This window comes from Prevotella pallens (genome assembly GCF_900454935.1).
Taxonomy (GTDB): domain Bacteria; phylum Bacteroidota; class Bacteroidia; order Bacteroidales; family Bacteroidaceae; genus Prevotella; species Prevotella pallens.
Map to the genome: position 1 here is coordinate 144,000 of NZ_UGTP01000005.1, position 25,372 is coordinate 169,371.

24 protein-coding genes and 6 pseudogenes are annotated in these 25,372 nt (G+C 43.4%); 14 read left to right on the plus strand and 16 right to left on the minus strand.

The window, feature by feature from the left end:
* Window positions 1-12: 12 nt before the first annotated feature.
* Window positions 13-432: pseudogene (locus DX009_RS12745) on the minus strand (Arm DNA-binding domain-containing protein); the annotation flags it as partial.
* 571 nt (window positions 433-1,003) lie between these two features.
* Here DX009_RS12745 and DX009_RS12750 point away from each other — a divergent pair.
* From DX009_RS12750 to DX009_RS12795, 10 genes and pseudogenes are all read left to right on the plus strand, one after another.
* A complete protein-coding gene (locus DX009_RS12750; RefSeq protein WP_115084295.1) occupies window positions 1,004-2,236 on the plus strand; it encodes a site-specific integrase in 1,233 nt (410 codons plus the stop codon).
* Window positions 2,237-2,261: 25 nt separating this feature from the next.
* A complete protein-coding gene (locus tag DX009_RS12755; RefSeq protein WP_115084362.1) occupies window positions 2,262-2,729 on the plus strand; it encodes a DUF1896 domain-containing protein in 468 nt (155 codons plus the stop codon).
* A 166-nt stretch (window positions 2,730-2,895) separates the two neighbouring features.
* Window positions 2,896-3,243, plus strand: coding sequence for a hypothetical protein (locus DX009_RS12760; RefSeq protein ID WP_115084363.1), 348 nt, complete (start codon window positions 2,896-2,898; stop codon window positions 3,241-3,243).
* A 353-nt stretch (window positions 3,244-3,596) separates the two neighbouring features.
* Window positions 3,597-4,028 (plus strand): hypothetical protein, encoded by a 432-nt coding sequence (locus DX009_RS12765; RefSeq protein ID WP_115084298.1) that lies wholly within the window; start codon window positions 3,597-3,599, stop codon window positions 4,026-4,028.
* Between the two features lie 22 nt (window positions 4,029-4,050).
* Window positions 4,051-4,323: pseudogene (locus DX009_RS12770) on the plus strand (PcfK-like family protein); the annotation flags it as partial.
* Window positions 4,308-4,616, plus strand: a pseudogene (locus DX009_RS12775) (hypothetical protein); the annotation flags it as partial. The pseudogenes DX009_RS12770 and DX009_RS12775, both read left to right, overlap by 16 nt.
* A gap of 57 nt (window positions 4,617-4,673) precedes the next feature.
* Window positions 4,674-6,059 carry a hypothetical protein gene (locus tag DX009_RS12780; protein ID WP_115084364.1) on the plus strand — a complete coding sequence of 462 codons (1,386 nt, stop codon included), beginning with the start codon at window positions 4,674-4,676 and terminating at the stop codon, window positions 6,057-6,059.
* A gap of 59 nt (window positions 6,060-6,118) precedes the next feature.
* Window positions 6,119-7,225 carry a DUF4876 domain-containing protein gene (locus tag DX009_RS12785; protein WP_115084365.1) on the plus strand — a complete coding sequence of 369 codons (1,107 nt, stop codon included), beginning with the start codon at window positions 6,119-6,121 and terminating at the stop codon, window positions 7,223-7,225.
* 92 nt (window positions 7,226-7,317) lie between these two features.
* Window positions 7,318-8,313, plus strand: a complete 996-nt coding sequence (locus tag DX009_RS12790) for a leucine-rich repeat domain-containing protein (protein WP_115084366.1) — start codon at window positions 7,318-7,320, stop codon at window positions 8,311-8,313.
* A gap of 533 nt (window positions 8,314-8,846) precedes the next feature.
* A complete protein-coding gene (locus tag DX009_RS12795) occupies window positions 8,847-11,201 on the plus strand; it encodes a C10 family peptidase (RefSeq protein ID WP_245944670.1) in 2,355 nt (784 codons plus the stop codon).
* Between the two features lie 263 nt (window positions 11,202-11,464).
* On the opposite strand, the gene DX009_RS12800 is transcribed toward DX009_RS12795, so the two are convergent.
* From DX009_RS12800 to DX009_RS12815, 4 genes are all read right to left on the minus strand, one after another.
* The gene (locus DX009_RS12800; protein ID WP_004374740.1) at window positions 11,465-11,695 is read right to left on the minus strand and encodes a hypothetical protein; all 231 of its coding nucleotides are present in this window, start codon (window positions 11,693-11,695) and stop codon (window positions 11,465-11,467) included.
* 7 nt (window positions 11,696-11,702) lie between these two features.
* Entirely contained in the window at window positions 11,703-12,347 is a 645-nt protein-coding gene (locus tag DX009_RS13440) for a hypothetical protein (protein WP_181792372.1), read from the minus strand.
* Window positions 12,284-12,757 carry a hypothetical protein gene (locus DX009_RS12810; protein ID WP_181792373.1) on the minus strand — a complete coding sequence of 158 codons (474 nt, stop codon included), beginning with the start codon at window positions 12,755-12,757 and terminating at the stop codon, window positions 12,284-12,286. The genes DX009_RS13440 and DX009_RS12810 overlap by 64 nt, the downstream gene beginning before the upstream one ends.
* A gap of 183 nt (window positions 12,758-12,940) precedes the next feature.
* The gene (locus DX009_RS12815; RefSeq protein ID WP_115084369.1) at window positions 12,941-13,888 is read right to left on the minus strand and encodes a leucine-rich repeat domain-containing protein; all 948 of its coding nucleotides are present in this window, start codon (window positions 13,886-13,888) and stop codon (window positions 12,941-12,943) included.
* Window positions 13,889-14,214: 326 nt separating this feature from the next.
* On the opposite strand from DX009_RS12815, the gene DX009_RS13670 reads away from it, so the two are divergent.
* Together DX009_RS13670 and DX009_RS13680 are read left to right on the plus strand one after the other, a co-directional pair.
* Window positions 14,215-14,439 (plus strand): hypothetical protein, encoded by a 225-nt coding sequence (locus DX009_RS13670; RefSeq protein ID WP_245944671.1) that lies wholly within the window; start codon window positions 14,215-14,217, stop codon window positions 14,437-14,439.
* A 357-nt stretch (window positions 14,440-14,796) separates the two neighbouring features.
* Complete coding sequence (locus DX009_RS13680) at window positions 14,797-15,363, plus strand: hypothetical protein (RefSeq protein WP_245944672.1); 567 nt, start codon at window positions 14,797-14,799, stop codon at window positions 15,361-15,363.
* 195 nt (window positions 15,364-15,558) lie between these two features.
* Here DX009_RS13680 and DX009_RS12825 read toward each other — a convergent pair.
* From DX009_RS12825 to DX009_RS12845, 4 genes and pseudogenes are all read right to left on the minus strand, one after another.
* Window positions 15,559-15,777, minus strand: a pseudogene (locus DX009_RS12825) (plasmid mobilization protein); the annotation flags it as partial.
* A 193-nt stretch (window positions 15,778-15,970) separates the two neighbouring features.
* Window positions 15,971-16,477, minus strand: coding sequence for a DUF3408 domain-containing protein (locus tag DX009_RS12835; protein ID WP_115084372.1), 507 nt, complete (start codon window positions 16,475-16,477; stop codon window positions 15,971-15,973).
* Complete coding sequence (locus tag DX009_RS12840) at window positions 16,465-16,779, minus strand: helix-turn-helix domain-containing protein (protein ID WP_115084373.1); 315 nt, start codon at window positions 16,777-16,779, stop codon at window positions 16,465-16,467. The genes DX009_RS12835 and DX009_RS12840 overlap by 13 nt, the downstream gene beginning before the upstream one ends.
* 20 nt (window positions 16,780-16,799) lie before the next feature.
* The gene (locus DX009_RS12845) at window positions 16,800-17,069 is read right to left on the minus strand and encodes a helix-turn-helix domain-containing protein (RefSeq protein WP_115084374.1); all 270 of its coding nucleotides are present in this window, start codon (window positions 17,067-17,069) and stop codon (window positions 16,800-16,802) included.
* On the opposite strand from DX009_RS12845, the gene DX009_RS13685 reads away from it, so the two are divergent.
* Window positions 16,959-17,294, plus strand: a complete 336-nt coding sequence (locus tag DX009_RS13685; RefSeq protein WP_245944673.1) for a hypothetical protein — start codon at window positions 16,959-16,961, stop codon at window positions 17,292-17,294. The two genes, DX009_RS12845 and DX009_RS13685, sit on opposite strands and share 111 nt — an antisense overlap.
* Window positions 17,295-17,954: 660 nt before the next feature.
* Here DX009_RS13685 and DX009_RS12855 read toward each other — a convergent pair.
* From DX009_RS12855 to DX009_RS12865, 3 genes are read right to left on the minus strand one after another with little or no spacing between them, the layout of a single operon-like run.
* On the minus strand, window positions 17,955-18,440 hold the full coding sequence (locus DX009_RS12855; RefSeq protein WP_115084376.1) for a DUF1896 domain-containing protein: 486 nt from the start codon (window positions 18,438-18,440) through the stop codon (window positions 17,955-17,957).
* A gap of 52 nt (window positions 18,441-18,492) precedes the next feature.
* Window positions 18,493-19,761, minus strand: coding sequence for a site-specific integrase (locus tag DX009_RS12860; protein WP_115084377.1), 1,269 nt, complete (start codon window positions 19,759-19,761; stop codon window positions 18,493-18,495).
* Between the two features lie 4 nt (window positions 19,762-19,765).
* Window positions 19,766-20,986, minus strand: a complete 1,221-nt coding sequence (locus DX009_RS12865) for a site-specific integrase (protein WP_115084378.1) — start codon at window positions 20,984-20,986, stop codon at window positions 19,766-19,768.
* Between the two features lie 287 nt (window positions 20,987-21,273).
* Here DX009_RS12865 and DX009_RS12870 point away from each other — a divergent pair.
* Window positions 21,274-22,805 (plus strand): annotated as a pseudogene (locus DX009_RS12870) (helicase-related protein); the annotation flags it as partial.
* 83 nt (window positions 22,806-22,888) lie between these two features.
* Here DX009_RS12870 and DX009_RS12875 read toward each other — a convergent pair.
* The 4 genes and pseudogenes from DX009_RS12875 to DX009_RS12890 all read right to left on the minus strand — a co-directional run.
* Window positions 22,889-23,896 (minus strand): nucleotidyl transferase AbiEii/AbiGii toxin family protein, encoded by a 1,008-nt coding sequence (locus DX009_RS12875; RefSeq protein ID WP_115084379.1) that lies wholly within the window; start codon window positions 23,894-23,896, stop codon window positions 22,889-22,891.
* Window positions 23,889-24,494, minus strand: coding sequence for a DUF6088 family protein (locus DX009_RS12880; RefSeq protein ID WP_115084380.1), 606 nt, complete (start codon window positions 24,492-24,494; stop codon window positions 23,889-23,891). The genes DX009_RS12875 and DX009_RS12880 overlap by 8 nt, the downstream gene beginning before the upstream one ends.
* Before the next feature lie 419 nt (window positions 24,495-24,913).
* The gene (locus DX009_RS12885) at window positions 24,914-25,222 is read right to left on the minus strand and encodes a helix-turn-helix domain-containing protein (protein ID WP_115084381.1); all 309 of its coding nucleotides are present in this window, start codon (window positions 25,220-25,222) and stop codon (window positions 24,914-24,916) included.
* Window positions 25,210-25,344: pseudogene (locus DX009_RS12890) on the minus strand (AAA family ATPase); the annotation flags it as partial. The gene DX009_RS12885 and the pseudogene DX009_RS12890, both read right to left, overlap by 13 nt.
* Window positions 25,345-25,372: the final 28 nt, after the last annotated feature.

The following is a 25,372-nucleotide window of genomic DNA, read 5'->3' on the forward strand; positions in this document are numbered from 1 at the left end:
TTTGCTTTGATGTCGTCTGCAATCTCTCACAAACTCATCGAAGGCCTTGTAGAAAACATTAGGTGTTGATTTTCTCGGTTTGACTTCTTCTATAGGTTTGTGCAGCGCATTGAATGCCTCTTTAATTTGTTCAGGGGTTGGCATTATTTCTTCTACTTCAAACTTTTTGAAGATTTCCTGCACCTCTGTATAATAGCCCAAAAGTGAAGCATTGATTTCAGAAGCCGGTTGTTTAAGCTTGTTGCTACAACCATTCTTCACACGTTGTTTATCTGCATCCCATTTGGCAGCATCAATACGATAACCTGTTGTGAATTCAATTCGTTTGGAAGCAAAATTAACACGCATACGGATAGGTACATTCTCAACTATGAGAACTCCGTCCTTTTTCCTGCTTTCCAACGTGAAGATAATATTCCGCTTGATGTTCATACTTTTGGGTGTTTTGATTTATGCACCTAAATTTACACCCAAAAATTGATTCTACCAAAGATTTTCCATGAAATCTCATTTTATTAACATTTTGCGTAAACTACTATATTACAATAGATTGATACGATTTGATAGTTTGTGATAGTTCGAGAGTAAGAGTCTCTCTCTCTGCTTTAGGTACTCTGAACAGACCAACAGAGAAATCCTAACAAAAACGTAAGTATCATAGCTACAAGTAGTTATGATACTTTTCTTTTATATCTATTCTTCTTATCAGAGTACGTACAGAGGGGGTAAATACTCCCTAAATACTCTACAATGGCTACAATCTGGCTACACTTTTTGAGGCAAAATAAAAATTGTAGCCAAGAGTTCGTACAGAGTACGCATAGAGTACACGCAAATTGTTGTTATTCAAATAAATATGTCGAACTTTGCAGCGTGGTTACAGAAGTTTATCCTGCTAATAATTCAATCTTTTGGCTACAATTCTATCAGAAGCTGGCTACAATTATTGAATTTTGGCTACAACTTTCCTTGCCATGGCTACAATTAAACAACAGCAGCGCAAATGAAAACCATTTTCAGAGCAGTCTTCTATTTAAGAAGCAACTATGTGAACAAGGAGGGTAAAACTCCCGTGATGTTGAGAATCTATCTCAACAACGAACGACTTTCCATTGGCTCAACAGGTATTGCCGTTCAGCAGTCGCAATGGGATAGTGAAAAAGAACGGCTGAAAGGAAGGACTACAGAGGCTCTTTCTACTAATCTCGAGTTAGATAACATCCAAAGTGGATTGCAGACCATCTTCAAAAAGTTGGAAATGACAGATGCCATTTCTTTGGAACGTATCAAGTCGGAGTATCTCGGCAAGAAAGAAGAGGTAGAAACAATGATGACACTCTTCGATAAGCACAACAAAGATATTGCCAAGCAAGTGGGCATATCTGTAAGTGCTGCCACTTTTCAGAAATATAATGTCTGCAAACGACACTTCACAACTTTCTTGCAGGATAAGTACAAACGTTCGGACATACGCTTGTCTGAACTCACCTATATCATCATACACGATTTTGATATTTATCTTCGCACAGTAGTTGGTCAGAACCCAAATACAGCTACCAAGACAATGAAGACTTTCAAGACAATTACGATTTTAGGCAGAAAAATGGGGGTAATCCATCATGATCCTTTTCTTAATCATCGTTTTCACCTTGAGCCAGTCAATCGTGGTTTCTTAACAGATGAAGAGATTTTGAAGATAGCTAATAAGAACCTGGGCATACAACGTTTGGAATTAGTTCGTGATTTATTCGTATTCTCGTGCTTCACAGGTTTGGCGTACATTGATGTGGCCAACCTTACTCCCGAGAACATTGTGACCCTTGACGACAAACAATGGATAATGACAAAACGACAAAAGACGAGTGTTGCAACAAATGTTCTTTTATTGGATATTCCAAAGAATATCATCGAAAAGTATAGTGGCAAGACCTATCGTAATGGTAAACTATTCCCAATGCTAACTAATCAGCGAACCAATTCATATCTGAAGGAAATTGCAGATATTTGTGGCATTAAAAAGGACCTAACCTTTCACATGGCTCGCCACACATTTGCAACAATGTCATTGAGTAAAGGTGTTTCTATGGAATCAGTTTCTAAGATGCTGGGACATACCAACATTAAAACTACACAAATTTATGCCCGTATAACCAATAAGAAAATAGAACACGATATGGAACAGTTGGCAGGCAAGTTAGACAAGTTCAATGTTGCTATGGGCATCAACTCAAAATAATGTATAACACTAAACCAAGAAGATTATGACAACAACAAAGAAAGAGCTTTCCTACTTCCGTTTGAAGTTGGAAGCGTATCTCGGAGAGCATTTTCCAGAGAGAGTGAATGAAAATACGTTTATAACTGCTCGCGCAGATGAAGCATTGACAATTTACTGCGATGCTATAGCACAAGGTTTTTCTCACCCAGAGGCGGAGACGATGGCAAGCGAAGTTCTGTATCAAGGACTGCATTTCTCCAAGTACGATACGCTTGTGTCTGTCTTAGAGAATGAGTTCGAGAAAGAACTGCCTTCTCCTCTTCCTGAAAGACTAACACCAATGCTTCTGAAGAATAAGGCTGTGCAAAGCGTTTTCGATAAGTATGAACTGACGGACGACTTTGGTGCAAGTCCAGAGTATGAGAAACTCTACACCGAACTGACAGGGACAATAGTTTTGATTATCGAGGTTAATGGTCTGCCAACCGTCGATAGTGAGAATATGACTTGATGTACCCCCATCGGAAGCTTTTGTAGTGTCAAGCGCCAAGATAAACGCTCCGCTCCACACGTCAAGAGTTTGTGCAAACACTTGTCTTTTTTCGAGCATAGCTCTCAACAACTCGTGTGTAGCCTGCGCATCTTGTTATTGCTCTTGAACTATTAAAAGCTCCGATATGAATACAATCATCATGAATCAAGACGTTCACACACCTGCCTTCATCAAGGCAGACGCATCGAACAAAACCGATAATATCAAGCAGAAGCCGACTTCTCCCAAGCAAGTCCACCGCTTCTCTTGGACACGCTTCATCGAACTCGCTATCCTGCTTTCCATCGTTATCGGTGTCATTTGGCTTATCTCGAAGATGGTAACGCCACAAGTCGTAACTGTCGTGTCAGTCATTGCAGGTTTTCTGATACTGCGCTTTATCGTCAGAGTCATTCTCCAAGTTACCTTTACGCTGCTGAGCATTCTCTTCTGGCTGGCAATTCTCTGTGCCATCCTACTTTGCGTGCTTTGAGAAGTACGGCTCTGTAATACCTTTCATTTATCGTTCATTAGGTGGTTATCTCACATTTCGAGATAGCCACCTTTTCTATTTTCCACTATGAGCGTTGCACTTTCGCTTCCTTTCCAATGCTCCACAATATGCGAAATGAAGAAGACGGATGCTGTTCCCTTTTTATCCGCAAAGGTAGTACGGGGCTTGTGGCTTTCTCAAGGTCTGTGCCGCTTGGTTTGTCTGGAAAATCTCCACACCTACGGGTAGTATTTTCCGCCAAAACCTTGTGTAAGCCCACCCCGCTACCTCTATTTTGCTACAAAAAGGAATCAGCATACTCCGATCTTTGGACGCATAAAAAAAATGTCGCTATGGATAAGCAAAAAGTAAATACAACATCTTCGATGAACAGAAAAGGATATAGCTCCTCCTCTCATTACCGCATTAACCCTGTGGCTGAAAAAAGTGAGCAAGTGTTGGCAATTAAGTTTGTACAATGGGACGTTCCCCCTTTGGAGAGCCTTTGTAATAGCAAAGTATATCTCCTACGTGTGAAACTCAATCGTGGTGAGTGTATGAGCCGTGAGGAAAAGAATTGGCTATGTGAATCGGTGAACTCTAACACCTATTTCCGCACAGCCGTTCCACTGCAAGGCTATCGCTTTGACTTCTTTGACGTGCTGAAGAAATACCTTGTCAATCAGTACGGACAATGGACAGAGTATTACGCACCCGACAGAACAAGCCTAAGAGCCTACCTATATGGGCGCATCAATCAAATAGTAGAAATTCCCAAGTATTAACAACATCAAAACATATACGACAATGAAAGGAACAGAACATTTCACACGGACAATAGCCGAGTATCTTAATCAACGTGCTATGACAGACCCCTTGTTTGCCCCTAACTTGATGAAACCGAACAAGAATATCGAGGAGTGCATCACCTACATTCTTAATGAAGTGCAGAAAAGCGGTTGCAATGGCTTTGATGATGATGAAATCTTCTCTATGGCTGTTCACTACTATGATGAAGACGATATAGAGGTCGGCAAGGCTATTTCTTGCCAAGTTGCCGTTAGGAACTGGATTATGCTGGATTTTGGGACGGGATGAAGAGTGAAAAAGCCTGCGCGCCATTCTATAATCCTTTCTGGCAATCGAAGAATACGACCCTTGAGGTTCCTGAATGGAAAGAGCTTATACGCTTTAACATACCTATCAAAGTGTATTGCAATAGGTTCGATTCCGACCCAACAAACGTTTCTCCCGCAGAACCATATTATTTCTACTTAGGCAGAGAGATTGGATTAACTGGAAAACAAGCATACGATGCAAGCCAAAATGTAAAGACGCATGGCTTTGGCGCATTTGGCAACTGGTTCCTCTAACTCATACAATTATTATCAACAACAAAAATTATCAGTACAAATAAACAAAACAAGGATATGAAAAAAATAAATTATACCTTGATATTAGCGTTCATGGCTTTATCGTCTCTATTCACTGCATGCCAGAGAAATGGAGACATGCCAGACAGAACTGATGCTAATTCAACAGTAGACCACCTCATTTTCAAAGAAGTTTTTTACATTGGTTACTGCACTTATAGGGATTTGTCCTCCATGGGCTTCAAAAGCCAGTATAGCAGATACGAGGATGCTAATTATATTGTGATATACAATCCAACCAATCAACCGATATCGCTTGCCAATATGGCACTTGCTTGTCATATTGTTGACCCAAGTATTCAATATTCGTTCCAAAAAGACGGAAATGGAGATTTTACCAAACGATATTATGGAATTGGAGGCATGTCGTACTTCCCCAACGACCCTGTGACAAAAAAGCCACATGTCATACAGCCTGGTGACAGTGTCATCGTAGTGAAGTATGCGTGCGATCACAAGAAGAAATTCCTTGCCGAGAATGAAACCACAGAAGAAGAGGCAAAGAAAAACTACTATGGCTGGGAAGCTCTGCCCGACTACAGTAAACTTCCAAAGGACAAGACCTTTGAATTATGCAACCAGCATTCACCGAAAAACGGAATGTGCGACCCTAACGACAAATTTGACAACAAGGATATTCCAAACATGCGTGACCTTGTTTTGTGGGATGGACTTCCATTTAAGGGACCAAGCCAGAGTATGCGCATCGCTTTGGTGAAATTGCCTGATGGCGATGCTTCCAAGCCTCATACCAAAGACGAAAATGGATTTTATCCTGACGAATCGCCACGCTCTCGCAACAATTGGTATCGACTATATGATTTGTATGGAACCGAGCAGGACCAAATTAATGACGAGACAGATCCGCTGAAGAAAAGAGAATTAGAAAAGAACAGAAAATACCCAACGGCATACTACCACATGATATATAACACAACTGGTATGGGAGGCATCAATGCTATTGAGCTGAATTACAATTGGGTTGTCGACTTCCTTACCATTTGTCCTTCGACAGAGAAGAAAATGGACTTGCTGACAGGTCCAAGCTCTGTAACAGTATATGATGCAACAGGACACCCCGTAATGGAAGGAACAGAAGAAAAGAAAGAAAAAGTATGGTGGTACGATAGAGGAACGGCAAGTGTTTGCAAGCGGATATTTGGAATTAATGACTTTTCTAATCCGTCATTCGACCCTTCGGAATTACAAGGTGCGCTGATTCGTCGTAGCAATGGAAAGGGATTTGTAGCCGAGATGAGTTCTGCACTGAACTACACGAAAGGTGTACCATCACTGTGCAGACGTGACAGCAAGGGAAAACCGTTAGACATGACTGCATACTGGAAGGTCAACTCCATCAACGCACGTACGAAGAAGAAATAAGAGTGGAGACATACAAGAATAACTAAACAACAATAACTGATAAAAAGAAAAACTAACAAATGAAAAAGATGATGCTATGCGCATTGGCAATAATTGCGCTTTTCGCAAATTGTACACGTGACGGACAACCAGAAGAAAAGAAAAATACCGCTGAGACAGAAACCGCAGACCTAATTATAAAGGACATTTACTATGCTGGAGACTTCGTGGAGACACCCTACGGCAACAAATCTGAAGAAACGGATGACAAGTTTATTTCCGTCTACAACCCTACCGACCATGACATAAGCCTTGAGAACATGGCTTTGGCACTCTGTCAGTACAACGCTGTTGACAAGATTAACTTTGACAAACCTAATTGCGATTATAGACAGAAAGGGTTTGGGGTTTCCAATATGATTGGCTTCCCTAAAGATAAAAGTGGCATGCCATACATCGTAAAGGCAGGCAAAACCATCGTTATTGCCATGAGAGCCATCAATCATGCGGAAGGATACAAGAAGTACTTGACAGAGAATGGAGAAGATCCAACCAAATACAAAGGTATCGAAAAGCTTATCGACCTTTCCAAAGCCGACTTTGAATGGGGACAGAATGGTAACGAAAACGTTCCACACATGACGTTCCTCTATTGTAAGGAAAACGACAAAGAACAGGAAAAACGAATGAAAGAGGACAAATCTAAAGTCGGAGTATGGGATGAAGACGACGATGAGTATGTACCTTTCGGATTTGAGCGTAACTTCACCATTGCGCTGATACGTTTGGCAGAACCTATCGAGAAGATAAAAGAGAATATGAACAATGCCAAGGTAAATGAAGCGTTGCTAAAAGAAATTGAAGAGCCGACGGCAAAGTATGGACGCTATGTCATGTGGAACGAGAGTGGACATCACTCACATTCACAAATTTTCATGTTCTTACCGAACCAATGGGTCGTAGATGCTGTAAACGTAAGGTTCAAAGGATCTACTACTGAAAAAAGTTTCCCTATATCGGGTACGCTGGACAAGGGTTGGAATGGCGTTTACGAAAAGGCTGATGACAAGATAGACGTTGGTGCAGGCAAGATGATTACTCGACGTTTCAATGGAAAAAGATTATCCGATACAAACAACTCATCGGTTGACTTTGAGGTCAAGAAAGTAGTTGTACCTACGAAATAAGAAGGCATGGGCATTATAAATGCCTGCCTTCTCTTGCTAAACATCATGAAATAGGTTTTACCTAAATATGTTTAATTTAATATTTTTATAGTATGAGAAAAATTTACATGTTAACAATGAGCCTGTTCGTTTGCATGGGTGCATTAGCAGACAACGTAAACGGCACTATTGGTGATAATTTGAAATGGACGTTTACCAATGATGGCACACTTACCATTAGCGGAACAGGAGAGATGCAACACGCAGATGGTAACTCTGTTTATGCATGGGGTGGCGAAAATACGCAAGTAAATCGCAACGACATTAAAAAGGTAGTAGTACAAGAAGGCGTTACGTCTCTTGCTGAATATATATGTTGGGACTTTGCAAGCCTTCAAGAAGTATCGCTACCTAAGTCGTTGACCAAGTTGGGAAAAGAATGTTTCAAACATTGTATTGCGCTCAAGTCCATAACATTACCCGATAACATCACATTAATTGGCGAGAGTGCCTTTGAAGAGTGCAAGGCTTTAGAGACTGTTACTTTCCCGAAAAATCTAAAGGAAATAAACGCTAAAGCATTCTACAACTGCAATCTTAAGAAGGTAGACCTTTCACAAACACAAGTAGAAACAATTGGCATGGGAGCTTTTGCTCACAATGTTCAATGTGAAGAGGTATATTTGCCAAAGACGCTCAAAACGTTCTTTGGTACCGATGAGGGCGCTTTTGGTGACTGCAACAAAATAAAGAAAGCAGTATGCCTTGCTGTAAATCCACCCCAAACCCTTGATGGAGGTGAAGACTTTATCAATGGAGGCATCAAAATGGATCCTGTTGATTGGGTAAACATTTTCACTGGCTTTGATGACGATTTTGTATTGGAAGTGCCAGCAGGAAGCGAGGAGAAATACAGAAGCGCAAACGGCTGGAAAAATGCAGCCAACAACATAGCTACTGGTATCCGTGGTGTCAAGGCATCTCAGGGAAAGGTTGGTGTATACGATATCACTGGCAAGAGATATATGAACCATGATGATGCACAAACAGTCAACACATTGCAACGTGGCGTTTATATCATCAATGGAAAAAAAGTGTTAGTTAAATAACACACTCATTTATCCCCACCTATAGAATGTATTAAAGATGTACCTAAGAAAAACGTGCATAGAGACAACAAATTCCGTGCATCATAAAACAAAAGTTATTCTATACATACTGGAGGTGGGGATTTTTTATTTTATCAAATTTACCTTAGGCTATACCTCGTGTTACACAAAAACACAAGATAAAAAAGACTATTGCTGTCCGTTAAAACTTTTTGAGCCTAAAAAATTAGGGCTGGATTCCTCCTGACTTCGTCACTTTTTCAAGACATATTTGTAAGTACTTTATAATCAATGCTTATCTTTGTTGCTTAGGGTGACGTGCAAAAAGGCGAGTAAAGTAGCAAGCTCGACCCCTTATACGAGAAATAACCTGATTTTTTAGATTCTTGCCAAGAAATATTGGATGATTTATATTTCTGGGTGACACGATGACGAAGTCAGGAAAAAGCAGTGGATGGTACAGAGAAAGGAAAGATGAATTACACACTTTTAAGGACACTACCAGAATCACTTTTTATACTAATAAATTAAATATGAGGAAAATTTTTACATTTTTAGTGTTGCTATGCTGCGCAACAACCTTGGCTTTTTCCGCCCCTGTGGGCAGACAACAAGCCCGACAAGCTGCATTGGCTTTTATCAAGAGCCATGTAAGTACTAACTCCCAGGTCGCTACACGAGCTTCACAAGCAACACCCTCGCTCAACGAGGTGGCAAGTACCAATGCCTACTACATTTTCAACGTAGGCAAGGGACAGGGCTTCGTCATCGCCTCTGCTGACGACCGCACGGCTGACGTGTTAGGTTATGCAGAAGAGGGAACATACGACGAGCAGCAATGTCCGGCATCGCTCAAGATGCTTTTGGCACAATATCGACAGGAGGTGAGCATGCTGAACAACATGCCTGCCACCACAAAGCCTGCCACCACGCGCGCTGGCAGAAAGCTGCAGCCCATTGAACCGTTGCTAAAAACCACATGGAGTCAGTACAGTCCCTACAACCAACAAACGCCTATGCACAACGACAAACACTGTGTTACGGGATGTGTCGCCACGGCAGCAGCCCAAATTATGGGCTACTACCAGTATCCAAAGAAGGCTCCCGCCATGCCTGCCTACACGGCTCCATCGGCTCATCTACAAGTATCCGAGCTTGTAGAGAGTACCTTCGAGTGGAACGACATACTGCCTTCGTACCGCATTCCCACCACCCAGCAGCAGCAAGACGCTGTGGCTAAGCTGATGAGGTATGTTGGACAGGCGGTGTATATGGATTATACCGCTGATGATTCGGGTGCCGATTCCTACAATGTCATATTGTTCCTTACACGAATGTTTGGTTACGCCAAAGACATGCACCGTGTTTTCAGAGACCACTATACCAGCGAGGAATGGTGCAACCTGATATACAATGAGTTGAAAGCCAAACGACCCGTATATTACTTTGCCGAAGATGTGGTGTACAACTATGGTCACGCCTTTGTCTGCGATGGCTACAAGGAAGGCGACTACTTTCACATCAACTGGGGCTGGGGAGGTCAATTCAACGGCTACTATCGCCTGTCGGTTCTTTCGCCACGCGAATATGGATTTAAGCAACTGCCCAGTATCTACACGCGCGAGCAAGGAGCTATCATCGGATTCAGACCAAGCGAAGGTGCTGATGTATTTCCCAAAGTTGTTGACATCAAAGAGATGACGCCCCTGCAAGGTCAAAGCCGATCGAACAGTAGTGATGACTTCACGGATTTTGACATCACCATGAAATGCGTGAACAATTACGGCGAAGCCTTTGATGCTGATTGCGGCTTAGGCTTTTGGCAGGGAGGTAGATTGATAAACGCCGTAAAGCTGTTCAGCTCAAAGTTCAAGACCGACGGCAAGATACAAAGGAACGAAGCGAACTTCAACATACCGCACACCCTCGCCAACGGAAAGTACACCGTGCTGCCCGTTTACCGCATACAAGGCGAAAGCGAATGGAAAGCCTGTGGCGGCATTGGAGATATGGCGCAGGAGATAGAGATTACCGACACGGAACTGAAGACCTCCACTGCCAAGCCTGTTCTGGAGGTGAAGAAAGTGGACGTGAAAGGTAGCAAGGAGGCAGGACGTCCCCTGTTCGTAACCCTCACCATAGAGAACAAAGGCGACGAGCTGTACGACACCTTCAACATGCTCTTCAAGTATGACTATGTTGCTTCTACCACCACCTTCTTGCCAGCACGACAGACGACAGACGTGGTGTTTGAGCTTTATCCAAAGGAGGTTGGAGAGTTTGATTACTCCTTCGAATGCAAATCGGGCGCCACTATCAGCTCCAGAGGAAACATTACCATTACTGAATCTAAGTCGCAAAACCTTCCTTCGGTTGAGGTGAAAATCGAACAAAGTGAAGAAAACGCTTTCCAAGCTCCTGCCATGAGGGGGAAACTCATTGCGACCAACAGCGAGAGTGCTGACTATTGCGGCGGTTTTGACATTGAGCTGCGTTGCAAGAAAGGCAATACAGACGAGGCTTATTTTGAAAACAAAATATCACTGACAGACATCATTCCCGCCAACAGCACGAAGGAAATACCGTTCTCGATAGACAACGTTGCCGCTGGGGCACAATATGCCATTTACGTAGATGGCTACAAGGTAGAGAAAGAAGAAGACTTCATCCAAGGTGGGATGAAATACGTACCTAAATGGGAACGCATTCTCAAGACACCGTTCTACATGGCAAAAGACGCACCAACAGCAATCGCTGTTCCGCACATCAGCCATGAGCCAATGCTCATATACAACCTGCAAGGTGTGGTGGTAGGCAAAGGCGAGCAACAGTTCGAGTCACTGCCAAAGGGCATCTACATCATCGGTGGCAAGAAAGTAGTTAAGTGATAACCACCATCCTCATCCAGCCCATTCATCTTTTCGACAAGGCAAACAAGCTTTCTCGTGACCTTTTCGGAGTTGAATGGGCTGTTGCATGCATGTCCTACTTTACGTTTGTTGTTCAACACATTAGCTGTAAACGAAAGCGCCATGTATGGCAAGGTCTGTATACAAAACAGGGTTACCTGTCGTGCCGTTTGGTCTAAAGGTACCCCTGTCCTTCTATGCCGCCTCATGGTGAATAGACGGCATCGTGAGTGGAGCTGTCTTTATTTAAAGATGTCTATATCGCTTTCGTGATTGTCACCCCACATATCGTCAGACATGTCAAATTGCTTGGCGTTGCCGTCGCCAGTGGCTGGGGTGTTGGGGGCTGTGGCTATACTCCTGTCCTCCATCACCCCATAATTTGTTTCCAGCTTGATGATGTAGGCATGTGGCTTGATGTAAGCGCGGTTGCCACGTGTGGTTGTATTGTTGTTCATATTCTCAGTTTTCATCTTTCCGTTATTTTACAATTTTCTTACCTTTGATTACATAGATGCCATTAGGTAGCGTGTCGAAGCTGGTGCCTACGTAGCGTCCATCGAGTGTGTAGATGCGCTGTGCGCCATTTTGTGCTTTATCTTGTTGTAAGTCGTCTATCCCCGTTGTCTCATCTTCCATAAGGACGACAAAGTACTTGGCATTGCTCGGAGCGTTATTCTTTGGCTGGATGTAGCCACGGAACGGTGCCGCTGTGGCTGGCTCTATTGGCTTCGCATCGCCAACGGGAGCTGCAGTCTTGTACACTTTTCGCCAAACGTCAATCCCCATTTTGTCCGTATTCAGCAGCCAAGTATTGAGCTTGAAAGCCAAGCTGTCGTTAAGCCGTTCGGTGCCACCCACGAAGAAGAATTCCTGATTAGGCTTGGTAGCCTGATAACTTTGCGGTTTGAGCGTACCATTTACATTGTTGTTGTATAAAGTAGATGTTGGATTTTGTTGCGGAACTTTCTGTCCATTGTCATCTATCTTATCAGTACCCGATGCCGCAATCTCTACGTTAGTGGCGCCAAATTCCTTTGAGGTGTGTACCTGCCCGTCGATTATGCGCAGCAGGTAGGGCTTGTTGCCCTCAAGCACGCTTTCATCAGGAATAGAACGGAACAAGTAATATTGCGTGTATTCCTTTTCTCCCTGAACGGGTGGTTGTAGTTGTCTTTTAGGTGTAGTTCGTAGGCACGGATGCCTTTGGGCAATTGAACCTCGTAGGGCAGCAGCATGGTGAAGCAGTTCTTGCCGTTGCTTATGCCGGAAAAGTCGCGGTACGCCGACAGAGAGTTGTTGCTATCCAGTGTTGGAAATGGAACTTCATAATCATCATAGCAGTCGTAAGTGCCATTTGACACAGTAGCATTGTACTTGTTATACACAGCCTTCGTAGCCTTGAATACGTTGGGGAACTCATAGTCAGCTCCGTCTTGTACACTTAGCAGTGTGCAGGTGTTATCGGCTTTCACAAAGTTCACGTCCTCGCCCTGAGCAAATGTAAAAGCTTTGCCTTTAGGCAGGTACACCACGGTGTGGGTTGGCAGTCCCCAAAAAGGATATCAAATCCTTTCCGATTCAACTTGGGATTTTCTATGCTCGGATTATCTAATGTATGCAGGTCTATGAATTCCAAGTTAATACAGCCGTCAAAGTTACCAGCACCGAGATTGCACCCTGCTTCGCCCTTCCAAGTGAAACCTGTTAGTCCGTCATTATAGGAAAAAGCATAATCCAATTGTCTTGACAGTAGATGGGATGACCAAGTCTCCTTTGAATCCACATAGCGAAAATGCGCTCAGTTCTATGGTTGTAACTCTGGGCATGTTGATACTCTCCAAACTGCGACAACACGAAAAAGCACCTTTTCTGATATAGTTTACCGATGCAGGTAATTCCATCTTCGCTATTGACCGACACTCACTGAACATCCCACCCGCAATGTTTTGGATGCCGTCTTCTATCGTCACCTCCTTCAGCTCGGAACATCCAAAAAACGCATTCACGCCTGATTCTTCTGAGGGCGCGTTTTGAACATTGGGTGAGACTTCTTCTTGTAGGCGAGCAGATGCCGGAACTGTGACGCTTGTCAGGCTCGTACAGAAGGCAAAGCTATTAACTCCCAGACAATTAACCTGAGGAATGCTCAGTTGTGCAAGGTTCTTGCATCTTTGAAAAGCTGTCGTGGCTATGAAGGTTACACCAGGAATGTCTGCCTTCGTTAAGCCACTTTCTTCGAAGGCACTCACACCTATATATGATAGTGCTGCAGGGAAGTTGATGGATGCCAAGTTGGTTGTCCTATAAAAAGCAAGATTTCCTATTACCATCACGGAGGGTGGAAGCGTAACAGCGGTGATGGTGGATACGCCATTGAAAGCTTTCTCGTCAATCTCGGTAACCGTCCATTGTTGACTGTTGTTATTCGTAACAGTTTGCGGAATGGTAATGGCACCTGACAGCGTTTGTGCATACGAGTTTGCTGGATTAGTGTCTTGTGGTGCAATTACGGACACGTGTTTATTTGTAGCATCTGTTACACGGTACCAAAGTTGTCCACTTTGAAAGTTCTGTCCTGCCATGGGCAAAGCCAAAAGCAGCGACACGGCAACAAGCCATGTCTTTGAATATATAATCTTGAAAGAAGATAATTGTTTCATCATATTTTTATTGTGTTATGTCAATAGTCCGTTAAAAATTTGTGGTTTACGAATCTTTCGTTTCTAAGCCAACAGAAATTGTGACAGAAAGAAGACATAATAAGTCTCTGAAAAAGAGATGATTAGGTAACAAAATATAACACAATGAAATCGGCTATCTCATTGAATTTCAGTAACTTTATAGATGTAAAAAGACAATAAATTTTATGCTGATAACCAACTTGATTAGCCGATATATGAGGCTCTGCAAAGCAGCATTTAGTGCTGAAGATGGAGCAAGGTTAAACAAAAGTATTCAAACAAACGTCATGGAAATGCTTTTTCTTTTGATGGTCATCCCAAGGAAATGTAATTTCACGCAGATGGGACGCTATGGAAAGCGTGTCGAACAATGCTATCGGCAGACGGCAGAGCGCAGCGTGAACTGGCTCGAAATGAATATGTGGCTGAGTGCTTTCGCCTTCAAGCAGGGTAAGGGTCGCAATGCCATCGTTATTGATCCAAGCTTCATTAAGAAGACTGGGAAGCATACCCCATACGTGGGTACGTTTTGATCGGGCTGCGCAGGTGCGGTAAAGCACGGTCTTGAGATCCTCGGCATCGGTGTGATAGACGTAGACTTGCATGAGTGTATGATGCTGAAGGCTGTGCAGACCACATTGGAAAAAGGCGAGGAGAAAAAGAGATGAGCCTATACGACTGGTATGCCAAAGTATTGGAGGACGACAAGGTAACCTTACAGCGTATTTGCAAGGTTCTTGTCGCCGACTCAGCCTTCTCCAAAAGGCCTTTCATCGACAAGGTAATGAAGATGGGATTCCATGTTGTGAGCCGCTTGCGCCATGACGCAGCCTTGTTCTACATGTGGGATGGGGAACCCACAGGAAAGCCCGGCCGTCCTCGTGTCAAAGGTGATAAGGAACATCGACATATCCAAAGTCAATGAGCTTGATTTAGGAGAGACCTCCGGCAAAGCCTATGCGCTCAAGGCATGGTGCAAGTCCTTGCATAGGGTTGTGTCGCTTGTCATCCACGAGTTACCTAATGGTAGTCGGTGCTTGTATTTCTGTACGGATGAGAACATGAGTGGACGCGATGTGGTGGAGTACTACACCACACGTTTCCAAGAGGAGTTTTGCTTTCGCGACGCAAAGCAGTTCCTCGGTCTTACCGATTGTCAGGCACGCGACAAGAGAAAACTTAACTTTGCCTTCAACTCTTCATTCACGGCACTCAATGTGGCGAAAATCATGTGCAAGGAACATGAAACGTCCATCGGTCGACTTAAAGCGCAGATGATCAATGCCTACTATGCGCAACGAATTATTGACGTGTTCGAGAAGAACCCGAACACGCCAATAAATAAAGAAAGGATAAATTATTGCTGTCCGGTAAAAATAAACAGAAAGCTCTGTATCCCTTTACTCATCGGTGTTGCAGCCGTTTTACTTATCCAGGGGCTTGGTTTTCAGTTTTAAACTGTAAGCATTATAAAATGTGCTTATTTTAACAAGGGAAGCCCTATAATAACCAAATAAATTAATGAAATCATAAGTTTAAGCCTATTTTAACTAATACAGATAACTCCAAAAAAGTTTTATCGGACACCAATAAGGATAAATGATATATTTAGTTTCGATGCTGACGCAGCATAATATTTAACGGACTATTGTTAAGTAAGGCTCTTTTGCAGGGTCTTGGGTGATGACCTTAAAGGCTTCACCTAAAAGTCTTGCCCGGACAAAATCACTTTTCGTTTTTGCTCCCGACTTGCGGTAGAGTCTGATAAGCTTCTGCTGGTCTTCAGAATTAGGTATCCTGATGTGCCATCTGTCCCATCGTGGGCAGGTGGCACATCTGCCATCGGGCTTCTTTTGTTTCTGCTTTTTCATTGCTTTCTAATCACGACTTTGGAGTGATTTAATCCCCCATTCGGGGCAAGGGTCTTTGTGGGACAAACGGCAGTTTGTGGTACAAAGACACACCTTGCTGATGTAGAAAATGGGATTATAAGCCCATACCGTGTTACTGCATTCACTGAATACAGTAACTCGGCGTAGGCTTGCATTCGAGGAATGCAGTACTTCAGAGTTTCCGCCATCTTTCCACATCATCTTTGTATTGGTCGAGATGTTCTCGAAGCACCTGCTCCACATATCCTGAAACGCTTGCTCCCTGCTCACCGATTTTCCTCACCACGAAGTCCAACTTTCGTTGAGTTTCCTCTGATACATACACGGCTTTGCGGTGGCTGTTGCGAAAGGGCTGGAGATATTTCCCCTGAAACTCGGATAATTGCTTCCTGTCCCTTGTTTTTCCCATTCGTTGATGATTCTCTTCGGTAGAAGTAGCCCTTTCCGTTGGTGACAACTCTGTTTCTTGATAGAACGGTTGAGAATAGTCCTTGTGACTCTGCTTCTCATTTTGTTCCTCAACTTTAACAGGCTCAAATCTTTTCTTTTCCTCTTCATAATCTATCGGCTGATCAAAATCGGGCAACTCTTCGGGCTTGCGGAGCTTAACACCATAATTGCCCATATCTCGAAGGGCTTGTTCCAGACGTTGTTTCCTTTGTTCATCTATTCTTGCCATAATTTCTTGGGTATTGCGTTATAATGCCTTTCAAGCATTGTTTGTATGTCGCTCTGCCTATAGAGTATCTTGCCGCCGATTTTACAGTAGGCAATCGTACCGTTGTCCCGATAGTCCTGAAGTGTGCGGGTACTCAGACGTAACAGACTGCAAACCTCCTCGCCAGTGAGGTAAACCTCTCCGCCCAGCATCGGACGGGCTGTAGAACAATAACGCTCCAGTTTCTTCAAAGTACCCTCCATCAACTGTGCAAACATCTGCATTTGAGGGCCTTGCTGTGTAATGATTTCTTTCTCTTCCATAGTTCATTCTGTGTTTGATTTCATTCATTGTTTGCATTCAGTAACTCTGCGATGTCGCTCTCCTTATAATAGCATTTATGCCCAATGATGGAGAAGGGTATTTTACCCGTGTCGCGATAGGATTGCAGGGTGCGTTTGCTGATGCCGAGCCTGCGGCATACGGCTTCGTTGTCGAGCCATTGCTCGGTCTTGGGCGGATTGCCGATGAGTTGTTCGATACGATGAATAAAGTCTGCAAAGTCGGAGCAGTGCCGCTCCCACGCTTTGCGGTCGATGATAATGAGTTTCATTTCCTTGATTTTATTTTGATTACTTTATTGTTACTCGGCAAACGAACTAATATGCAGTCCATAGCCGTACTTATTGAGTGCAAAAGTAAACCCTCGGAAGCACCGCTGCAAGAAATGAGGAAAAGCAGGGAAATAGAAGGAAGAGAAAAGAAGTTAGTCTGTCAATTTGAAAAGCTTTTAAGCTTTCACCCAAAAGCTCTTAAGCTTTTAGCAAAAAGCTTATAAGCTTTTTGTAAATAACTTATAAGCTTTTGTCAGATTACTTATAAGCTTTTCATAGATTGCTTATAAGCTTTTCATAGAAAGCTCATAAACTTTAAGCGCAAAGGCTGGTAGCTTTCCCTATCAGATTTGGAGCTGTCGCTGAAAAGCTCTTATGTTCTGTATAAGAATGGTATGATTGCGGTAATGAGAAGAGGTGCCGGCTCTTTCCTTTTATCACATAGCAATTATTCTCTCGACAGTTCGATAGTTCGACAAATCGATATGTAGAACTATCGATATATCGTTTTATCAATAGATTATTTTGACGATATATAGTTTTGACAACAGATAGTCATGACAATAAATTGTACAAACAACAGATAGTCCGTATTATCGTCAGTCCTATCTATTGTTGGTTGTTACGCCTTGCGTCCAAAGAGCCTGAGTATGCCGTATTCTTGTCGTGCCTATACTCTCTACGGCAGCCCTGCCCTGCAAGGTTGGGAGAGATGAATACGACCGCACGGATATTAAAAATGGCAATACCGCCTTGAAACAGAAAAATCCTGCGGTGGAGATTCTTCTCTCCATCCGCAGGACTCGACCTTTCAGGACAGATTGGCTGCCGTTGTACATTTGCACGATAAGAAACGGCATCAGGGGTTTTGCGTGTGCCTTTGCTTACAACGCCTTCGGGCTTGCTTCCTCCGTCAGTCTGACTGTCGGCAGATTATTGCTCTCAATGAGCAGCACTATCGTGCCTGTGAGTTCGGTGTAAAGACGGTCGTATTGCTCGTCAGAAGCCAATGTGTCCGTCAAACCGAACTTGTCGAATGTGGCTTGAATAGCCTTGTTCGACAACAATATGGGTGCGAGCTTCTCAGGGAGTGGTGCAGGCAGTTCCCTCTCAAACTCGTTCTCCAAGACAGAAACAAGCGTGTCGTACTTGGAAAAGTGCAAACCGTGATACAAAACCTCACTTGCTATGCTCTCTGCTTCGAGGTGCGTAAAACCTTGCGCCACGGCATCGCAGTAAGCAGTTAGAGCCATGTCTGCTCGTGTGGTGATAAACTCTGTGTCGTGCAATCTTTCGGGGTGATGCTCACTCATATAACTTCTTAATTTCAACCGAAAGTAGGAAAGTTCCTGTTTGTTGTTCTTTTTCATAATCGTTTGCTTTTCAATCGTGAATAATAAATGTTTGGTAATTACTTCCTTTTTATGCTTGTTGCAATGGAACGTTCTGCCGTGCTATCGACTCACAATAACCCTCAAATACAGTATGCTCCCTGTCTGTGAGTGCAGTCATATCCTCTTGTATCTTATGGTCGGTTATCTTTCCATAAATCTGTGTCGTACCGATATTGCTGTGTCCGAGCATCTTGCTGAGCGTTTCCATCGAAATACCATTGGAAAGGCATATTGTGGTTGAGAATGTGTGGCGAGCCATGTGAAAGGTCAAGCCCTTATCTATCAGGCATATCTGCCCGATGTTCACACACGCAAAGGATGCTTTCCTTATTGTGAGATTGGGGAATATCAATTCGTCCGATTTCTTATCCTTGATATAAAGCGAAAGGATTTGCTTGGCAATGGGCAGGAGTGGAATGATGGCTTCCACGTCTGTTTTCTGCCGCTTGATGCGGATTTCCTCCGTACCATCTGCATTACGGATGATATGCTTCGGTTTGAGCCGTTGCATATCCACACGAGCCAGACCAGTAAAGGCACAGAAAAGGAATAGTTGCCTTGCTCGCTCAAATTGCCTGTCAATGATGGGCGTTTGTAATACTCGTTGCAGCTCCTCCGTAGTGAGATAACGCCTTGTGCGGTGTGGAAGTTCTGCTTTGTAGTCTGCAAACGGATCGATGCGGATATACTTCTTCTGCTGACCTATGCCGATGAGTTTTCTAAGGAAGATGACTGCTACCTGAATAGTGGCAAGAGAAAGGTTGCGCTCTGATTTAAGGTAGAAGTCCATCCCTTCGATAAAACCATAGTCAAGCGATGAGTAGCGAATATCCTCCAGCCCCAAGCGTTCACGCAAATAAGCCTCAATGAGTTGTGTGGCATAGATGTAGTTGGCAAAGGTCGGCTTGGCTACCGTTATTCCCACACAAGGACGCTTTTCCTCTATGAAAAGTCGTGCTTCCTCCAAAAGAAAACCTTTAGACTTGTCCTCTTCCAAAAGTTCACGTTTGAGGAGCTCGGCGGTGATATAGCCACGTTGCCAAACTAATTCTTGATACTTCGCTTTAGCTTGTTCCTCTTTACTTTGTAAATAGCGGTTGATTTCTTTTGTTTCTTCGCCTGTTCCCTTGCATCGCCCCTTATGGCTATCCCAAAGTTCGGGAGCGATTTCCTTTCCCGTGCTATACTGTACTTGTTCTCCGTCTATGGTGATGCGTCCCATAATCGGGCATTTGCCGTTCTTTTTCTCTTTGGAGCGATTAATATAAAAGAGTGTCTTGAATGTACTACGTGTCATGAGGTCAAAGTTTTAAGGTGAATGTATCTTGTATGCGCTGCTGCACTATCTGCATATCCCGATGGATTCTTTCGGAAGAAACCGCTGCATATACCTGTGTTGTTCTCAGGTTGGTGTGTCCGAGCATACGGCTTACCGTTTCAATAGGTACACCTGCAGAGAGTGTGATGAGCGATGCAAAGGTGTGGCGAGCCATGTGAAAGGTCAGCGGAGTTTTCATCCCGATGTTTCTCTGTATGTGGTGTATGCCATTGAGGATAATGTCGGTAGTCGGCACGTCAAAAACAAAACCTGCCCTTATGCCTCTATAGCGATTCATAATTTCCAGAGCAGGAGGAAGTACTTGTACACGATACGGAGTCTTTGTCTTCATGCGTCTGCCCTTGATGCAGAGTTCACCCTCTTCAAGGACGATGTTTTCCTCTCTGAGATTGCGCACGTCAGAGATAGCCAGTCCTGAAAAGCAGGAGAAGACGAACAAATCACGGACAATGCGGTAGTTCTCCCATTTAATCTCCAAGTCGATGATGTGCTCAAGTTCTTCCTGCGTAATGCTTCTCGGTTCGCCTTTTGGTCGCTCGTAACTGTAGCCCAAGAACGGATAGAAGTCCAGCACACCTTTCTTCACCGCCATGCGGACGATGGTCTGCAAAGTAGACAAGGTACTCGATATGTTGCTGCGTTTCAGTTTGCGGTCAATAGTGAGATAATACTCGAAGCCCTCGATAAAGGCTTTGTCCAACTGTGAAAGGGGAATGTCGCTTACCTTGTGCTTCTTCTGCACATACTCACGAAGCAGGGAGAGTTGGTAGGTACGGAGTTTGAACGTCTTTAAGGCTCGGTCGATACCTATACGCTCCTTTGTCTGTGTGAGATAGTCCCCAAAACTCTCCAAGAGCAAGGCCTGACGGTGGATTTGCCCCTGATAGGCATCCCTCACGTCTGTGGCGGTAAAGGATTCTTCTCTTTCACAAAGTTCATGAAAGCGTGCGTGGATGAGTGCGGTGCATTCACCGAGTTTCTGATTGACGGACACAGCCATGCTGCTCTTACCGATGAGCCGTTGCTTGCGGCTGTCCCAAAGAGCGATCGGAGTCTTACACTTGGTGGAGAAGCCCGAATGGGTTCTGCCAACGGAGATTCGCCCGATGACAGGCACAAGTCCTCTCTTGTCGGTTCGTTTCGCCTGAACGAAGAACGATACTTTCAGTTTGTTTTCTTTCATTTTTCTGTCGTTTTTTCTAAATTTCCTTTGCTTGCAAAGGTACAGATGAACAAGTATTCCTGAGCGATGCAGAAAAATGAAAGATGAAGAATAAAAACCTATGACACAGTTGTTTACCCTCAATTCGTAACCCCTTTTTGCTTTTTCCCTGATGGGTTACGATTTGGTAACGGAACTCCTGCCGTTTAATGCTCGTTCTTGCTTAGCCTCAAAATAGTAAGAAAATGCTAAATGATGATATTTCAAATAGTTACATTCCTTGCGTTTCCCCCTATTTCCCTTAATTCTTAATGACTGATTATGCCCGCAAGATGAGCCTTGACTTACGCATGATAGATGAAAATGGGTACTCAGACCATATAGACAACAAGGCAAGCCATTGTGCCAAGATGCTCAATGACTATTACCGAAAGTTCGATGCACAGAAAGGAACGCAGTTTGTTTTCTCTGATTTAGGTACTTATAAGCCCGGTGGAGATTTCAATGTCTATTCGGAAATCAAGCGTAAGCTGGTAGAGGATTATCATATTCCATCCTATGAAATACGTTTCATTCAGGAATGCAAGAATGAGAAAGCTAAGAAGGCGATGGTGGATGCGATGAACCGTGGTGATATTCGCATTATCTTCGGTTCTACCTCTATGTTGGGTACTGGCGTGAATGCACAGCAGCGTGCCGTAGCCATCCATCATTTGGACACTCCTTGGCGACCTTCAGACTTGGAACAGCGCAACGGACGAGCGGTGCGCAAGGGAAACCTTATCGCCAAGGAATTTGCGAACAACAAGGTCGATGTGATTATCTATGCTGTGGAACGTTCCTTGGATAGCTACAAGTTTAACCTGCTGCACAACAAGCAGCTGTTCATCAATCAGCTGAAGACGAATACGCTTGGCAGTCGCACCATCGATGAGGGCTCGATGGACGAGGATAGCGGTATGAACTTCTCAGAATACGTAGCAGTGCTTTCTGGCAATACCGACCTTTTAGAGAAAGCAAGATTGGATAAGAAGATTACCACCTTGGAGTCAGAGCGCAAGAACTTCCTCCGTGAGCGTGATGCCGCAACGGGCAAGTTGGCAGAGATTGACAGCTCCGTGTCCTTCCATACGGATAAAATCAAGGAGGCTCAGTCTGACTTAGCTCTCTTTGAGAAGCGTGTGGAGCGTATGATGAAGGTACACCTATAAATAAACTGACAATCAAAGGTGTGGAAGACAGTACAGACATCAAGGCCATTGCTGCACGTCTGCAGGAGATAGACGAGAAGGCACGCACCAAGGGAGAGTACAATAAAATCGGTGAGATTTATGGTTTCTCCATTATGGTCAAGACAGAGAGTACTTCCAAAGACTTATTCGATTGCTCTGTAAATCGCTTTTTTGTGAAAGGCCAGGAGAGCATTTACTATACCTATAATAATGGTAAGTTGGCAACTGACCCTAAACTTGCGTGTCAAAACTTTGTTAATGCCTTGGAGCGTATTCCCAAGGTGATAGAGTCGCATGAGAAGGAAATGGAAAAAGTAGCAGCTGGTAAGGAGGTTTACATTACTATTGCAAACAGCTCGTGGAAAAAAGAGGACGAGCTTCGCTCACTTAAAAGTGAAGCTGCTGAATTGGACAGAAAGATTGCGCTTACGCTTACACCGCCGGAGGAGGAAACAGAGGAAACAGAGAAAGAGAAAATGAAGCAAGTAGAGGGTCTGTCCGGCAACAATCATTCTGTCGGGAAAGGGAATGATAACCTTTCTGTTCAGGATGCAGAAGAGGAGAAACATTCGCAGAGTTTCAAACCGAAATGGCGACATTATCCTTAATGTTATTCCTTAGTTCTCTCTATTAGATTTTGGCAAATAACGCTTGTTATTGCCAAAATCTAATAGATTACTTGTGTTGTTTACTATTTGCTTATCCTAAACCTTTCTTGAAGTTCGGATAGTGCAGCTAATAGTTCTTCAAATGAAGGTTTTTTCCCATAAATCATTGATTCCATCATTGCCTGATAGTCTGATTTCCATTCTTCAAGAATATCTTCCCGGGGGACAATCCGGAGACGTTTGCGTACATCGGGAGTATAATCCACATCTTTCACTGAAGTATAAATTTCTCTATGATGACGAATAGATTCCCATAATGCATCATCTGCAATGGCTTTCTGTGCAAAATCTTTATTCATCATGGTGTAAAGGTCATAAAGATGTCGGCTCTTGCGCTCCGCTATCATTCCGTGTCCGGGAATGGAGAAGAGTTCGTGAAGCAAGAACGCCTTTTCAAGGAATGTCTTTGCGGGAATAGCAGTATAAACGGCACTGTCAGCCAATGGTGTAATCGGAAGATGCTCTCCAATAATACTTTTAATTTGTATTGATTCTGTCGGTTCAAGCAATGAACGTGCACTCACTTCCAATACAATATCAGGGCGGAGATATGTAAGCTCCTTGTCAAAAACTGATTTGTAGTGAAGATAAATCTGACGTGGCTCGGGATAGGTGGCGTCACCTTCGCCATTGGGTTGGGTATTAACTGTGACAAACGACAGCAAGCCTTGTCTTTTTAGTTCTTCACACATCATAGGGCTTAGTTCCTCTAAAACAAAAAGCGATGATGCCTTGCGCAATTTCTTGATTTGTTTTTTCGTGAGATCTCCTTCAGGAGCACCAAGAAAAACAGGATTGACAGCAACATCTATATCTTCCGAGAATCGCTCTATAAGTTTCCAACCTTTGCTCAGACTTGTGCCGCCTTTGAAAACAAGATGCTCTGCTATAGGAAGTGAAAAGATAGTTTGCAAGATTGCAGTTACCCAAAAATCTTTCTCAATCACTTGTGCGGGTAACCCGACTTTATCTGCAATTGATTCATAGACGCTTTTCCGTTGTGAGTCGGATAATCCAAGAAACCTATTCATATAGACCAACTATAAATTCCCTTACCTTTGAAGGCATCAGTTTGAGGTCGGCAACTTGAAGGTGAGGATTTTCGTTTAACTTCATTTTAATGGTAGCAACCTGCTCATCAGTCAGGTTCTCTACTTTCCAGTCTTTAAGGGCTGTTGTTAAGAGAAGGGCCAACCGGCTACGGATGGAGAAATATCTGGGAGAGGCGCGCTTGAATTTTATGTTTTTCCCTTCGCCAAGATTTATAGTACGTGAGACGCCATCGGTTAAGTAAGCTATGTTCATGGGTATCTGTTGAGTCAGTCCTAACTGGTATTGGGCATAAAGTCCCGTTGGGACAATTCTTGCGCCATCCCTTTTTGCCATTGCTTTGGCAATATCCTCAAGCGATGGAGGAACCATACCCAGGCCATATACTTTTTCCATTTTGGGGTAGCAATAAATGCCACGTGCAACCCTAAGCATCTGTCCTTTTTCTACGAGACGTTCCAAAGCCTTATTAACGGCATCTCGATTGCCATACGAAATAAAATCTCCCACAAAAAACACAGAACCACGTCCGCGCTTCTTTGATTTTATAAGTATTTTACTTTCAATGCTTTTTGTCATAATTATAATTGTATTTTGTCGTGAAATAATGCATTATTCACGACAACAAAGGTACATATAAAATCTCATAATCAGCACAAAAAACAGAGAAAAGTACGAGCTTAACGAGCTATGCCAGTATTAATGTACGTATTTTCAATTTTGGGTTCTGCGGGATTTAGTGTGAATTAACATGCCGTATCCCGCATTAAGCGGCACGAAATTCGTATCTTTGTAGTCTGTATGAAGAAATCAAGACCATCGGCAGAGGATATGGTACTGCCGAACGCTATCGGATAGCGATTCTATTCATCTATGGTGATCTATACATATGTTAACTCACACTAAATCCCGCAGAACCCAATTTTGTAACCGTTATTTTGTAATGTAACTGCTTGCATTTACACAACAAAACAACAATAAAAACCAACAAATACGCATCACCAACTATCTCGCCTTCTCAGCATCTCGTCAATCTCTTCCCTGAGAAAAAGTAACCTGCCATTGGCTTTGAGATAGGGAATTTTTCCTGTCCACACCCAATTATAGATGGTCTTTTGCTCCACTTTGAGAATCTTGGATACATCTATGATATCCAAGTATTCCGGTTTCAAGGGAGGATGGACAGTTGTATCAACAGATTGATCCTGCAGGACAAGCAGGCGGTTGAGTTTGTCCTCGACACGCATCAGTTTATCAAACAATCGTTTCTGCCAAGTGTCTTCGGTTTTATAATCTATGTACGGCATAGTTCTCCTTTTTGATAGTTACCACTAGTATCTTGTGCCAAGATACGTTGTTCTTTCATATAGGCTATGTATTTCTTTGCGGTCCTGTCCTTGATTTCCATTTCTCGCATCAGTACCTCACAGGCTCAGTAGGAAAAAGGTGGGGAAATT

Bases quoted from the DNA above. Each gene is read 5' to 3' on its own strand.
- DX009_RS12755 (WP_115084362.1), top strand. From the start codon at position 2,262: ATGACAACAACAAAGAAAGAGCTTTCCTACTTCCGTTTGAAGTTGGAA.
- DX009_RS12795 (WP_245944670.1), top strand. From the start codon at position 8,847: ATGAGGAAAATTTTTACATTTTTAGTGTTGCTATGCTGCGCAACAACC.
- DX009_RS12855 (WP_115084376.1), bottom strand. From the start codon at position 18,440: ATGAAAAAGAACAACAAACAGGAACTTTCCTACTTTCGGTTGAAATTA.
- DX009_RS12840 (WP_115084373.1), bottom strand. From the start codon at position 16,779: ATGGAAGAGAAAGAAATCATTACACAGCAAGGCCCTCAAATGCAGATG.
- DX009_RS12790 (WP_115084366.1), top strand. From the start codon at position 7,318: ATGAGAAAAATTTACATGTTAACAATGAGCCTGTTCGTTTGCATGGGT.
- DX009_RS12785 (WP_115084365.1), top strand. From the start codon at position 6,119: ATGAAAAAGATGATGCTATGCGCATTGGCAATAATTGCGCTTTTCGCA.
- DX009_RS12875 (WP_115084379.1), bottom strand. From the start codon at position 23,896: ATGAATAGGTTTCTTGGATTATCCGACTCACAACGGAAAAGCGTCTAT.
- DX009_RS12860 (WP_115084377.1), bottom strand. From the start codon at position 19,761: ATGACACGTAGTACATTCAAGACACTCTTTTATATTAATCGCTCCAAA.
- DX009_RS12880 (WP_115084380.1), bottom strand. From the start codon at position 24,494: ATGACAAAAAGCATTGAAAGTAAAATACTTATAAAATCAAAGAAGCGC.
- DX009_RS12765 (WP_115084298.1), top strand. From the start codon at position 3,597: ATGGATAAGCAAAAAGTAAATACAACATCTTCGATGAACAGAAAAGGA.
- DX009_RS12845 (WP_115084374.1), bottom strand. From the start codon at position 17,069: ATGAAACTCATTATCATCGACCGCAAAGCGTGGGAGCGGCACTGCTCC.
- DX009_RS13670 (WP_245944671.1), top strand. From the start codon at position 14,215: ATGGTCATCCCAAGGAAATGTAATTTCACGCAGATGGGACGCTATGGA.
- DX009_RS12800 (WP_004374740.1), bottom strand. From the start codon at position 11,695: ATGAAAACTGAGAATATGAACAACAATACAACCACACGTGGCAACCGC.
- DX009_RS12835 (WP_115084372.1), bottom strand. From the start codon at position 16,477: ATGGCAAGAATAGATGAACAAAGGAAACAACGTCTGGAACAAGCCCTT.
- DX009_RS12865 (WP_115084378.1), bottom strand. From the start codon at position 20,986: ATGAAAGAAAACAAACTGAAAGTATCGTTCTTCGTTCAGGCGAAACGA.
- DX009_RS12885 (WP_115084381.1), bottom strand. From the start codon at position 25,222: ATGCCGTACATAGATTATAAAACCGAAGACACTTGGCAGAAACGATTG.
- DX009_RS12750 (WP_115084295.1), top strand. From the start codon at position 1,004: ATGAAAACCATTTTCAGAGCAGTCTTCTATTTAAGAAGCAACTATGTG.
- DX009_RS12780 (WP_115084364.1), top strand. From the start codon at position 4,674: ATGAAAAAAATAAATTATACCTTGATATTAGCGTTCATGGCTTTATCG.
- DX009_RS12760 (WP_115084363.1), top strand. From the start codon at position 2,896: ATGAATACAATCATCATGAATCAAGACGTTCACACACCTGCCTTCATC.
- DX009_RS12815 (WP_115084369.1), bottom strand. From the start codon at position 13,888: ATGATGAAACAATTATCTTCTTTCAAGATTATATATTCAAAGACATGG.